Source organism: Sphingopyxis indica, from assembly GCF_032879645.1.
GTDB lineage: Bacteria > Pseudomonadota > Alphaproteobacteria > Sphingomonadales > Sphingomonadaceae > Sphingopyxis > Sphingopyxis indica.
Map to the genome: position 1 here is coordinate 2,965,572 of NZ_CP076394.1, position 13,574 is coordinate 2,979,145.

8 protein-coding genes are annotated in these 13,574 nt (G+C 64.6%); all 8 read right to left on the minus strand.

All coding sequences use genetic code 11. The features are described 5' to 3' along the window. Positions 1 to 52: 52 nt before the first annotated feature. Positions 53 to 2,473 (minus strand): TonB-dependent receptor, encoded by a 2,421-nt coding sequence (locus KNJ79_RS13985; protein ID WP_317151542.1) that lies wholly within the window; start codon positions 2,471 to 2,473, stop codon positions 53 to 55. A 184-nt stretch (positions 2,474 to 2,657) separates the two neighbouring features. Next, positions 2,658 to 4,028, minus strand: coding sequence for an MmgE/PrpD family protein (locus KNJ79_RS13990; RefSeq protein ID WP_317151543.1), 1,371 nt, complete (start codon positions 4,026 to 4,028; stop codon positions 2,658 to 2,660). A gap of 3 nt (positions 4,029 to 4,031) precedes the next feature. Beyond that, positions 4,032 to 5,072 (minus strand): hypothetical protein, encoded by a 1,041-nt coding sequence (locus KNJ79_RS13995; protein ID WP_317151544.1) that lies wholly within the window; start codon positions 5,070 to 5,072, stop codon positions 4,032 to 4,034. After that, complete coding sequence (locus KNJ79_RS14000) at positions 5,069 to 6,187, minus strand: CapA family protein (RefSeq protein ID WP_317151545.1); 1,119 nt, start codon at positions 6,185 to 6,187, stop codon at positions 5,069 to 5,071. The genes KNJ79_RS13995 and KNJ79_RS14000 overlap by 4 nt, the downstream gene beginning before the upstream one ends. An 82-nt stretch (positions 6,188 to 6,269) precedes the next feature. Beyond that, the gene (locus KNJ79_RS14005; protein ID WP_317151546.1) at positions 6,270 to 7,847 is read right to left on the minus strand and encodes a tannase/feruloyl esterase family alpha/beta hydrolase; all 1,578 of its coding nucleotides are present in this window, start codon (positions 7,845 to 7,847) and stop codon (positions 6,270 to 6,272) included. Between the two features lie 103 nt (positions 7,848 to 7,950). Continuing rightward, positions 7,951 to 10,593, minus strand: coding sequence for a TonB-dependent receptor plug domain-containing protein (locus tag KNJ79_RS14010; protein ID WP_317151547.1), 2,643 nt, complete (start codon positions 10,591 to 10,593; stop codon positions 7,951 to 7,953). A gap of 122 nt (positions 10,594 to 10,715) precedes the next feature. Further along, entirely contained in the window at positions 10,716 to 12,533 is a 1,818-nt protein-coding gene (locus tag KNJ79_RS14015; RefSeq protein WP_317151548.1) for a CocE/NonD family hydrolase, read from the minus strand. Beyond that, complete coding sequence (locus KNJ79_RS14020) at positions 12,530 to 13,564, minus strand: alpha/beta hydrolase (protein WP_317151549.1); 1,035 nt, start codon at positions 13,562 to 13,564, stop codon at positions 12,530 to 12,532. The genes KNJ79_RS14015 and KNJ79_RS14020 overlap by 4 nt, the downstream gene beginning before the upstream one ends. Positions 13,565 to 13,574: the final 10 nt, after the last annotated feature.

Here is a 13,574-nt window from a genome sequence, read left to right on the forward strand (position 1 = left end):
CCGCCGGAGACCGGTGCGAGAAGCGACCAGCCTCCGGACGGCGCGTCTTGCGTCAGAACTCCGCTGAAAGCTGGACGTACCAGTTCCGCGGGCGGGCATAGATTTTTTCGGCATAGCCCAGCGTGCCCAGCGATGCGTTGCCCTGGATCAGATAATCCTTGTCGAACAGGTTGATCACGCCTGCCTGCAGGCGATAGCGATCGAGGAAACCCAGTTCGATCGAGGCATTGCCGACGAAATAGCCACCCTGTTCGATCTCGGGCACGCTGCCGGTGATGAAGACGAGGCTGGAGGTGTAGCTGCCGTCGAAGCGCGGCGTCAGCGTATAGCCGTCCCCCAGTTCGAATTCGTAGCCGATACCGAAATTGCCCTGGAACGACGGCGTCAGCGGCAGGTCGTCGCCCGGCTGCACCGTTGCCGTCGCGCCCGGCACTTCGGTGATCGATTTGATCTTGTCATCCAGCAGGCTCATCCCCGCGTCGAGCCGCAAACCGGTATCGAACGGGTGATAGCTCACCTCAGCCTCAAATCCACGAATGCGCGCCTTGCCGGCATTGAACAGCAGCGGCACCACGCCCTGCCGGAAGACCAGTTGGATATCGCTGTATTCCGCGTTGAACGCCGCGAGGTTCAGGCGCACATCACCCAGCTCCATCTTGGCGCCGACCTCAAAGCTGTCCACCGTCTCCTCACCGAAGGGAACCGGCTCGAAATCGGGTGGCGGCGCGTTGTAGCGCGTGTTGAAGCCACCCGACTTGAAGCTGCGCGAGTAGGAGACATAGGCGTTCAGCCAGTCCGTAAACCGGTATCTGGCGCTGGCCGATCCGGTCAGCGCGCTGAAGGTGTCGCGAAACGGCTCGTCATAGATGAACAGCGGGCCGCCTTCGGGAATGGCCTTCGTCGGCAGGGGGTCGGGATCGGGCAAGGTCGCGGGGAACAGGTTCAGCACCGTCCCCGCATAAGTCTTGCGATCCTCGGTATAGCGCAGGCCGCCCGTCAGTTCGAGATCGGTGACGACCTCGACCGATGCCTCGCCGAACACGGCGATGGAGCGGGTTTCCAGCGTCGAATATTGCAGATCCCGCGTGCCCGGCCCGCCGGACAGGATCGAACCGACGACCGGCGGCGACGGCGGGAACGACAGCGGCACCGTCGCCCGCTCGCTCGTATCCTCGTCGAAATAATAGACGCCCAATATACCGCTGAGCGGGCCGGAATCATATTGCAGCTGCAGTTCCTGGCTGAACTGGTCGGACTGCGATCCGACATCGGTGGTGATCATCAGGAACGGCGTATTGTCCGCATCCCGAATCCCGCGGGAATCGGTCGAGCGATAGGCGGTGATGCTCTTGAGCGTGATGCTGTCGGACAGGTCCAGCGTCACCGTGCCTGACAGGCCCCAGACTTCCGACGAGCTCATCACATCGGCGGTGCCGCCATTGGTGAACTTGCCCAGCGCCTGAAAGTCGTTGGCACAGCGCGGATCGTCGATGCTGGGCACGAAGGGCGCACCGAAGTTCGGATCGCCGGGCGCGACCGGCGCAAAGGGGATCGTCGCGCCCGGACAGCCAGCCGCCACGCTGACGATGGCAGGCACGGGCGCGGTCTCGTTGATGCCGGCAAAGACGAAGGGTGCGCCATGCTCCTTGCGCTTCGTATAATCGCCGCGCAGCGAAATCTTGAGATTGTAGGCCGGTTCCCAACGCAGCGCGGCGTTCAGCGTGCGGCTATTGTCATTGCCAAGGTCCAGCCCGTCATAGGCGCGGATGACATAGCCGTCGCGCTTGCGGAAGCCGCCGGATACGCGCGCCGCGATGCTTTCGCCAATGGGAAGGTTGAGCGCGGCGAACCCCTCGATCAGATCGTCCTCGCCGGTGCGGAACCGTCCATTGCCGGAAAATTCGCCGAACTCCGGTTCCTTGGTGCGGACCAGGATGGCACCGCCAATGGTGTTGCGTCCGAACAGCGTGCCTTGCGGACCGCGCAGCACTTCGACGCCGGCGATGTCGCCGAACTCGATCGTGCCCCCGACGGCCCGGCCGACATACACCTCATCGATATAGATGCCGACGCCCGGATCGACCGCCGCGGTCGGATCAAGCTGTCCGACGCCCCGGATGAACACCACCGAAGACGCGCTATTGCCCGAGAGTTGCCCGGCGGGCTTGAACTGCAGGCTGGGCGTGATGCGTTCAAGGTCCTGCGTCTGCGTGATCAGCCGCTCCCGCAAGGTTTCGGCGCTGAAGGCGGAAATCGCGATGGGCGTTTCCTGCAGGCTCTCCTCGCGCCGACGGGCGGTCACGATGATGGTATCGTCGGGTTGCTGGGCGCGTTCGGCCTGCTCCGCACCCGAACCGGCGGCGCCTTCCGCGTCCTGCGCGGCCGCCGGACAGGCGTACATGGCGGCCATCATCAGCAAGGCCGAACCGCCCAGCAAATGCAGCTTGCGCACATCTGATGTCGTGAAAGTCATCGTCAATCTCCCCCAATTCTGTCCCCGCCTTTGCGTCGAGTCAGACTTTTCTGGCATTTTGTTATCAAGGATAACAGATATAGCCAACAACAATATTCCTCCGCGTAAAGCGAACGCGAAGCGCAACATGTCCGTTCTGAGGGGGGAGCGGCTTTCGAACAGCATTGCCGGTCAGCCGGAGCGTTCAGGTCAGGGGCACGAAAAGGCTCCTTACTTCCTTGATTTCGTGAATATTCTTGGCCGCATCGGCCAGCCGGTCGATCCGGTCGGCATCGGGGCGAATGGCGGCACGCGATGCGCAATCGACAAACTTGGCAACCAGTTCGTCGTCGCCAAGCGGACGCGATGGCGCACCGCGCGCGACGGGAATCGTATGACGCTGGCGCGTACCATCCGTCAGGCGCACGCTGGCCGCGCCGCCGGCGCCGCTGTCCAGGACTGAATTTTCCACGACTTTGGCAGAGATCCGCCTTGCCATCGCCCGTATCACAGGGTCCTGCAAGGAGGCCGGCGCGAAATCGTCCAGCGTCACCCTGCCCCGCACGATGGCCAGCGCCATCACGAAGGGAATCGAGAATTTCGCGTCGATGACGACGTCCGGCGCCCGCTTGCGGTCCAGCGGATCGACCAGCATCTGCTGGACGGCACTGACTTCGACCTCGATGCTTTCGATCATGGATGGATCGGTTTTCGCCAGGGCCAGCCCGATCTCGATGAACGGATGCGTGCCCCGGCAACTGGGCCAGGGCTTGAAGGTCAGCTCCTCGATAAAGAAACGCTCGCCTATGCCTTCCACCAGCCGCTCGGGCGAAAATGCGCCGCCGGCGAACAGGGCATAGAAACCGCTTTGCCCTTCCAGCGGCGTCTCGAACCCGGCCACACCGCTTGCGGCCAGTTCGGCGCTGGTGACGGCCGCCTGCGCAGGAAACGCTTCGCGCACGGCCCGCAGCACCGTGCCGCGCGAATATTTGATCTCTCCGGGCATAACGGCTTGGCACAGCATCATCGAAATCGCGTCGCGCAGGCCGCGCGCATCCAGACCCAGCATATGCGCCGCCCCTAACGCAGCGCCGAACGCGGCGTTGATCGGTGGAGGATACCATCCCCCCTCCTCCATACGCCGGTCGAGCGCGAGGCCGATGCGGCAGGACAGATCGCAGCCCAAAGCAAGGGCCGTCACCAGACGCTTGCCGTCCACGCCGCCCCGATCCTGCGCCAGCGCCAATAACGCCGGAACCAGCGAGGCATTGGGGTGCGCTGGCGCGGCGTCGAACGCATCTTCGTAATCCAGTGCATGGGCCAATGCCCCGTTGGCGAACGCCGCCTGCGGTGCGGCGGCGGTCAGCCCGGTGCCGAGAATGGTGCAGGGGCCGGGCGATTTCGCGGCGAGGTCGATGAAAGGCCTGGCTTCCGGCGCCATGCCGCTTGCCGCCATCATCACTCCGCTTGCATCCAGCAGCACCCGGCTGCACGCCGCCACCGTGCTTGCGGGCAAGTCGTCAAACCCGATGGCCGCATAGGCTGCGCACAGCCTGTCGGTGACGTCGGCGTACATCGCTCAGGCCGCCTCCGCCCGTGCCCGCCGCGTCGAGACATCCAGGCGCGGCGCCACCGACAGCAGCACGATCGCCGCGATCAATATGCCTGCGCCGATCAGTTCTGCCGAGCGCGGCTCCTTGAGCCCCCAGAACCATGCCAGCAATAGTGCCGCGCCGACGCCCGCGACCAGACTGGCGGCGCGCTCCAGTGGCACGCAATAGGCATTCTCTCGCGGGTCGAGCAGGATGATGATCGCCACCACCGAAATCGCCGTCAGCGTCAGCCCGATCCAGAAGATCGGCCACAAGGCGGGATCGGTCCAGATCTCGACGAAGCCCCATTCCAACTCTCTCGGCTGGCCGCCGATCCCGGTGGCCGACAATATCGCCAGCGCAGCGACGGAAAGCGGAAGCGCGACGAGCTTTTCTTCGACGAAATAGCGGCGCACCATGCCGGGGTCGCCGTTCTTCGCCGTCTTGTTCATCACCACCAGCCGCAGGAAATAGCCCGCCGTATAAAGCACGATCGTTGCAATCGCGATCGGCGGCAGCTTCAGCCCGCCGCGGTCGAACAGGGTCAGCGCCAGCGCCGCCAGCACCATCACCAGCGCGGTCCAGCTCCACCAGCGCACCCTGCGCCCGAACATCAGGTCGACGATCGGCGCGATGATCAGGATGTCGCCGCGCATCAGCAATTGCATGAAGGGGATCGAAACGCCCTCGATCGTGAACGACATCGGCACGGTGAACAGCACCAGCGCGGTCCCGACGCCCGACAGCGCGGTGTAGCGCGTCGGTAGCGGCACCCGAAGCCCCCCCAGCTTCACACCATGCGCATCGCGGTGCCAACCCGAAAGCCAGATGAACAAATAGGTCAGCACCAGCGACACGGTCAGCGAAGCCGGCAGCGTTTCCAGACCCGTCAGCGGTCGGCCAAGGCCGGGATGTGGCGTGCTGGTGATCAGCTTGGTGATCATCGCATTGGGAAGGTAGAGAAGAAGGTAGAGGACGATCCACCCTTCGATCGGCAGCGCCGCGATCAGGCTTTTGCGACCGGTCATGACAGCAGCACCATATGGTCCCCCGCACTGTAGCGCGCGTTGAGTCCGGCCTCCTGCGTCACGGCGCTCATATATTCGACGATCTCCTGATATTCGGCGCTGCCGGGGACGGCGAAGCGCGGCACCGCGTCGCGCCCTATGGTGACCGGCAGGAATCCGGCGCGCAGCAGTTTGCCGTCCGCGATCTCCAGCCGCGCGACGATATTCTTGCGGCTTTCGGCCGGAAAATTGAACAACCCCTCGAAATCCGGCTCCCACTCCTCGGCCAGCACGCGAATCTCGTTCCAGCTCTTCGACTTGGCGTGCGCCTCGTCCATGCGCAGGTCGACCGCGAAGTTCGACAGCGAGTAGAATACGGGCTTTCCGTCGATCATCTCGCAGCCCTTCAGCACATGCGCGTGCGTGCCGAGGATCGCGTCCGCTCCGGCGCCAATCGTCGCGCGGGCCACGTCGCGCTGATAGTCGGCTATGGTCGCGCGCACGAAATGGATGCCCCAATGATGTGACACGATGACGAGGTCGGCGTGTTCCTTCGCCGCACGAATGTCGTCCTGCATCGCCTGAAGATCGCCCTGATGCGGCCAGGTGTGGATGCGGGCCGGCGTGCCGGGCTGGTCATGCTCGATCTGCTCATAATGGGTGAAGGCGCGCATCGGGGCGCAGCCGGGGCGGCGCTCGTCCGCCCAATAGGCCTGCGGCAGGATCGAGGAATAGGCCAGCATCGCAAGCCGCGTGCCATCGCCCAGGGTGAAGATCGACGGAGTGCGCGCCTCGGCGATATTGGCGCCCGCCCCGACCACGCGAATGCCCGCGGCCTGCAGATTGTCGCGTGTCTCGAGGAGGGCTTCGTTGCCCCAGTCGAGGCAATGGTTGCCCGCCATCGACACGCAATCGAACCCCGCCCGGCCCAGCGCGGCGGCTCCTTCGGGCCGCGCCATCACCGCATGGCGGGCCTGCGGCATGCGCGTTCCGCCCGAAGCGAAACTCGTCTCGATCTGCCCGAATGTCACGTCGGCGGCGCGCAGAACGTCTGCCGTCGCGACGAAGCTTTCGTCATAATTGTCCCGGTCCATCGCAAGGTCGCCGGTCGCCAGCAGAATATGGGGGGCGCTCATGCGCGGTCCCTCAGCGGTCGAAGGGTGGTAAAAAACATATCCGGGTCATCTCGCATTGGAAGGGAAAGGGAAGCAGAGCGTTTCACGAATTGTCCAGCATCGCGCGCAGAACGGGATCTTCCGCGCAAGCGAAGGATTCGGCGTCATCGGTCGACGCGCCGCTGCGGTGGCGGGCGCTTTGCGGGAACGGGCACAGCCGGCGGGTCAGCCCCGGCGTACCATCGGGATCGCGCGCCGCCACAATGCTCTCAGGCTTGCGTCCCTCCTCCACCCAGCGGATCAGCGCCCACAGCATGTCGCGCGTGGGATCGGCACCAGCGGCAATAGGAAGCTGGCCCGAACCGCCAAAGATGTCGGCGCCCGACCCGCCCCGGCAATGGTACATCCCCGGCACCATGAACAGGCGCACCGTGTCCGACAGCGGACCGATGCCGCCATTGTCGCGGGCGAGCGCGCGATAGAAGTCGATCGTCGGTCCGGCATTGGTCGATGGATCCTGCCAGCCCTGATAGATGATCGCCTTGTTGCCGCGCGCGATGAAGGGACCGATCGCCGTCCTGTCGGCGCGCAATTCGGGCATGGCGGCATTCGCCTTGGCCAGATCGCCGCTGCGAGAGAAACGCATCGCATCCCAGTCGGGATCGTCATAGACGCCATCAGCCCACATCGCGCGCAGCAGCGGCGATGGCGGTCCGGGGCGCGTGCGCACGCCGGGGAACAGCCCGCCATCCATCGGCGCGCCCTGTTCGTCCGGCATGGGCGCGATAATGGCGTCCAGCATGGCAAGACGCGGTGCGGTCAGGCAGCCGCCGATTTCGCCGGGCTTGCACAGCAGCTTTGCGGTATCGAATTGGCAAGCGGCCGGATTCTCGACGATTCGGTCCCGCACCCCGTCATTGGCATCGCAGGTCCTGGTCACGCTGGCTTCATAGAGCGCCCAATCCTCTTCGCGCAGCGACCCCTGCGGGGTGCGCTGCTGCTCCAGCGCAAACCATAGCATACGCACCGACTGCAGCGGCATATAGGGGCCGGGCGCGCCCGCGAGTACGCCGTCATAATCGTCCGGGTAGTTCTCCATCTCCTTGAGCGCCTGTCGCCCGCCGCCCGAACAGCCGGTGAAATAGGCGTGCAAGACCGACTGCCCGTAATATCGGTTCGCCAACGCCTTTGCGGCGACGGTCGCGAGATGGACGGCGCGATGCTCATAATCCACGCGAGCCTTGGCATCGGCCATCCAGCGCGCGTCCGCGGCCTTGTGCCCGCCATCGGTGGTGACGGTGGCAAACCCCTGCGAAAGCCGGGCCGCCATGTCGGTATAATTATAGACGCCCGCGGGGCCGCCCACGCCCGCGCCCAAAAGTCGCCCGTTCCAGCTGCGCGGCAGCCAAAGCTCGAAACCGATATTACCTTCGATCCGCCCCGCGACGCGGCAGAACACATCACGCACCGGCACAGCGCGGATACCGGCTTCGGGGTTGGCGACGAAGAAGGGGTCGGGGACCACCGGCGTGGCGCTCGACACCTCGACCTCGCCGCGACGTCCGGCCAGTGCGGAGCACTCATCCTGCCACCGATCGGCCGGGGCGGCGGCAGGGGCCGCGGCGCTCGTGTCAGACGGTGCCAGCTGCGCAGCCAGCAGCGTCAAAATTGCCAGGATCATGCCATTCTCCACTTGCGAGGATGGACGGGGACATGGACGATCGCCCCATGAGGCGGGCCAAAACAGGCGGGCCTGTCCGCCCGCGCCATTGCCGGGGTGCCTGTCACAGCTTCAGGCCTGCCCTGATCGCGATGGTGCGCGGCAGCGGGTTGGACGATTGCGGATCGTAGCCGCGCTCGACATCGACGAAGGGCGGCTTTTCGTCGAACAGATTGCGCACATCGACGCCGAAGCGGAATTTTTCGCTGACGTCCCAACCCAAGCTGAGGTCGAACGTGTTGTAATCGGAAACCTTCTGCACCGGATCGACCGTATCATTGTCGTAACCGGGCAAGTAGTTCCACGTCAGCCGCGCGCTGAACGAGTCCCACGTCCCGCCGATATCGGCGCGCAGACGATATTTCTGCGGATTGTTGACGGTGCCAAGGACGTCGTCCAAGCCAAGTCCCGGCACGGATTCGAACTCATATTTGGTATAATATGTGCCCTGCAGGCTGCCATCCATCATCACCGAACCGAGATTCCACGCGCCCAGAATGCCAAAGTCAAAGCCGCGGACGATGGTCCGGCCCAGATTCTGGCGGCGGCCGTCTGCAATGAAGCTGACGTCCGACGTATCGATCGGCGAGTTGATCGGCAGGCCCGAAGCGATCAACGCGGCCACCTGCTCATCGGTGGGATCGAGAATACGGAACGGCGCATAGGCCGGATTGGTCAGATAGCCCGGCGTGCGGCGCAGGGCGATGATCTGGTCCTTATAGTCGATATCGAAATAGGTGGCCGTGAGGCGCAGGTCGCGGGTCGGTTCGAATTCCGCGCCCAGCGACCAGGTCGTGGCAGTTTCCGGCTGCAGGTCCGGATTGCCACCCGCAATGCCGATACCGTTCAGCAGCGTGCCGTTCGGTCCTGGCTGGTTGCGATCGTAGTACAGCCCCGCGCCGCCCGCGATTTCCGACACCTCGGTAAAGGTCGGAGCGCGAAACGACGTGCCATAGCTGCCGCGAAGGACGAGTGCGTCGACCGGGCGATACGTCACGCCGATCTTGGGATTGGTCGTCGATCCGAAGTCGCTGTAGTCCTCGTAGCGCCCCGCGACCGACAGCGACAGTTCCGCGATCCCGGGCATGGCATTGTCGACGCCCACGATGGGCACATAGAGCTCGCCGAAGATGGCCTTCACATTACGCGATCCGCCATCGGCGACGTCGTCATACGCCGCGCTCGACCCGATCTTGAGGCTGGTGAAGGTATATTCGTCGCGATACTCGCCCCCCACGGCAAGCCGCACCGCGCCGCCCGGCAGGTCGAACAGCGAACCGTCGGCTTGCACGTTGAACACGTCCAGCTTGGTCTTGCCATAGATGACGAACAGCCGATCGCGGATCGCGGCGATGGTGTCGAGATTGTTCGGCCCGCCGAACACGTTTAGCGCGGTGGCCGGATCGGTGTCAGCCAGCGCCGCATTGAGGGCATCGCCGTTGAGCCCGATACGGCGATCAGCGATGTCTTCGGATTCGCCGTGCTGGTAATAGGCCGTCGCGCGCCAGTCGGAAAAGGCGCTTGCCTCGACGCCGCCCGCGATATTCCAGAAAGTGCCTTCATAGGGGTTGACGTCCGGGCCATATCGGGGCGTCAGCGAATAGGCGACATTCACCGAGGTCGCGCCGGCCACCGGTGAAACGAAGAATGGATTGGTGTTGGGCACGACCGCGTTGATCGCGCTCGTCGCCGCGATCTTACCCTTGCGGTGCGAATAGAAGCCATCGGCAAAGAGACGGACGCCGGGCCCCAGATCCTGTGAGAAATTTCCGGCGAAACTGTAGCGGCTTTCGGAAGGGATGACCGTTTCCTGCCCGGTGTAATCGCATCTATTGGACGTTCCCGCCACCAGCGTGCTTTCTTCGCCCGGCACGACGCCGCCATCCGGAATGGCATATGTCTGTCCGCCTGCGGTGATCGTGCCCGGGTCGCAGTTGGTCGTGCGGAAATCGCGGCCGCCGCGGTCGCTATTGTCCAGGCGATAGAAATCGAGATCGCTGCCCCGCAGCATCGAGTTATGGGTGTATTCGCCCGCAATCGTCAGCGAGCCGCTGCCCCACGTCTTGCCGACGATGCCGGACAATTGCTGCTCGGCGTAATTGCTGTCGCTGAAACCCGAACGCGCGCGGAATTCCGCCCCATCCATGTTGCGGCGAAGGATGAAGTTGACGACACCCGCGATGGCGTCCGATCCATAGATCGCCGATGCGCCATCGGCCACGACCTCCACCCGCTCCAGCGCGATGGTCGGAATGACGGAGGGGTCGGTATATTGCCCCTGCGTGCCCTGCGGCGGAAAGCGGCGGCCATTATACAGCAGCAGCGTCGCGTTGGTCGAAATGCCGCGTAAATTGACGCCGCCGCCGCGCGTGGCGTTGGCCGCGCCGTTCTGCGCGCTGCCGCCCTGCTTGTTGGCGCCCAGCGACACGACCTGCGGCACCCGGCGCAGCAGGTCGCCGGTCGACATGACCGGTTCCTTCGCGATCTCGTCAACGCCGATCGCGATGACATTCGAACCGACAGCGTCGACGCCGCGAATACGGCTGCCAGTGACGATGATTTCGTTGTCCGGATTGCCCGCTGTCGGCGCCGGAGACGCTGAATCGGTTTCGACCGGGGTATCCTGCGCCCATGCGGGGGCCACCATGCCTGTGATCGCGAGAACCGAGGCAGCGCATGCCAGGCGCTTGATAGTTTTGCCGTTCATGTTTCTTCTCCCAGATATTATGTGTCACCTTGCGCCCAGTTCGGACGCAGGTGGCGGAGTTTGATCGATGCAAGCCCTTTCAGGAGCTCGCGCGCGACCGCTGACGCCAATGTTGAATGCCCCTAATCCGTGGCCCTGCCCCCATTGCGCTTGAGGGGAAGGTCCAGTCGCGACGGGTGCTGCGCGTCGCGCCATATGCTGATCGTGGCCCCATTTCCCGCGAGCGGCGCGGCCTGGTAGGCATTGCCCACATCGGTTGCGATGCTCAGCCGGATGCGATGCCCCGCGCGGAACACATAGGAGATGGGGAAGAAATCGAAGGTCAGTTCGGCGGGGACGCCGGGCTGCAGCGGAGCGATGTCCTGCTCCAGCCCGCTGAGCCAGCGCAGGTCCCCCTGCCCCCAGTCGGGTGTCCGCAAGCGGCGCCACGAAGCGCGGGCCATGCCGTCGGTCACATAGTACGCGCTGCCGTCCGGGGCCACGTCCTCGATTACGGCGAAGACATTGGTGTCGGGCTTGTCCGCGCTGATCCACAGATGTGCGACGGGCGTGCCCGTCATCTCGACCGCCTCGACCAGCGGGGCGCCGGTATGAACGAGACTCTTGGCATCGGCAGCGCCCATGTCGCCAGGCCACCAATGCGCAAGCGGCGTATATTTTCCGTCGAACCAAAGCACGGTCCGCGGCGCATATTCCGCCGGCGTTCCGCGCTGCGGGCGCCGAGATACCAGGGCGCCATCGGCCAGAAACAGCGCGCTGTTCGAAGCGACGACCGGCCAGGATTCCACAGTGCGCCATTCGTCGCCTGCCGGGGCGTTCATGGTGTAATAGGTGATCCCGTCGGCGTTCACGCCATTGTCGGCGCCCTTCAGGAAATGGTCGAACCATCGCAAGGTCAGCGCCTTGAGATCGAACTCCGCATTGGGGAAGGCGCTGCCTTCGGGCACATGATTCCCGTGGAACCACGGCCCCATCACGACGCGCCCGCCGAACAGGCGCTGCGCCTCGATCTGCCCGGCGACGGCGGCGTCGTACCATCCGCCAAGCTGCAGGATCGCAATGTTGGACGCCGCGATGTTGCGCCAGCGGGTCATTGGCGTATCGTCGACCCCGGGATGCCCGCCGGTGAAGCCATTGCCCCCGTCGCGCGGCATGTTCAGCCAATATTGCCCCAGCATCGGCGCGGTGCAGCCGCGCGTCGCCAGAGCCTCGGTCAGAAGCGAACCGTCGCTGTCGCTCTGAACGGGTTTCGGTGGCGAGGGCGGCAAGCCGGGCGCGGCGCCTCCACGCGTCCCTTCGGGACAGGTGCCGTCATAGGGTGCGGGCTTCGCCGGAAAGATGGGGACGCCGTTGCGGGTGACCGCATGGTCAAAGAACATCGGGCTGGCGCAGGCAGGCGCAATGGCCTTCAGCGATGCAGGTTGCAGCGCGGCGACGCCATATTGCCAGATGCCCTGGTTCGAGCACCCCATCGCGCCGGCCTTCCCGGTCGAAAAATCCTGGCGCGCCAACCAGTCGATCACGGCCTTCGCGTCGCGGCGATCGGCATCGTTCACGAATCCGGCTTGGGTGCCGAAAGAGGCCCCGGTCCCGCGGCGGTCTTGTGACACTACAATATAGCCGCGAGTGACGAAATATTTGCGGATCGGATCGAACCGTTCGGGATCGGAGCTGCGATCCTGCGTCACGATGACCGGCAGCCGTTGCTGCTCGACCTGTCCGCCAATCGTCGGGCGATAAATGCTGACGGCAAGGCGCGTGCCGTCATAAGACCGGATATAGAGCGAGGTTTCCTCCACGCCGTCATAGGCCGGCGTTTGTCCCGACGCGGCGGGCGCGCTGGCCACGGCAGTTTCAAGCGCGGTGGCGCTGCCACCCGCCAGCGCCGCGCTGACACCGGCAAGGCACGATGCGACGATGGCGGTCGTGCGCAAGCTCATTCGCCCTGCGCCTTCGTATCGGCCAGAAAGCCCTGTTCCCCCAGCCATGCGATCAGCCGGTCGCCCCAGAGAGAGATATTCATCGCATCGGTGGGAACATCATAGACATGCAGTTCCACAGCGGCTCCCGCGGCCGCCCAGATGCCACGCAACGCAATGATGCCGTCGGTCACCGGACCGTGGTCGGCGTCCACCGCCAGGAATAGCGGCGGCGCATCGTCCGTTATCGCCACGTCCTGAAGGGCCGGCCCGAAGTTCGAGACAATGAAGTCGGGGCGCGTGGCGGCGTCGCCCGCCAGCAAAGCACCAAAGGCGACACCGCCGCCCGCCGAAGTGCCGATCATGCCCACCCGGTGCGGATCGACGCCCCATTCGCCAGCATGGGTGCGCACATAACGCATGGCGGTTTCGGCATCATGCGTGGCGAATTCCAGCACCTCGTCCATCGCCGGATCGCCGCGGGCGGGATTGGCGTTGCCCTTCACGATCTCAACCGCTGGAAGATTGCCGGGCGATGGTCCGCGCTGCGGCGGAGCGTCCGGGTCGACCTGCAGGATGCGGTATTTTAGCAAAATCGCCGTGATGCCATGCGCGTTCAGCCGCGCGATCATCGCCTGCGTATCGTCGCCCACGCTCAGGATGCGGAGGCCGCCGCCGGGAAGGATGACGACGGCCGCGCCGTTCGCCACTTCGGAATCGGCGGGATAGACGCTGAGTTCGGGATTGCGGACGTTATGGATGATGCGGCGCGGGCCGGATTCCTCGATCCGCTCGGCATAGGTCCAGCTTTCCGATCCGGGCGCTGGTCCCTCATAGAGGCGAACGATCCGATCCTGCGCACATAGCGTCGCCGACGTCAGCAGGCTGCATGCCAGCAGCATTTTCGAAATCTCGCGTGCCATCGCCGCCCTCCTCTCCGCGGCGCGCCTCTTCCAGGGCGCGTTTCTCTGGTTGGCGCATCTCGCCTCAGGAGAGTTTGTTATCAGGCACAACAATTTTTTGCAAGCGCTTGCACAGGAGTTGTTCGTCATTGCGCAACTC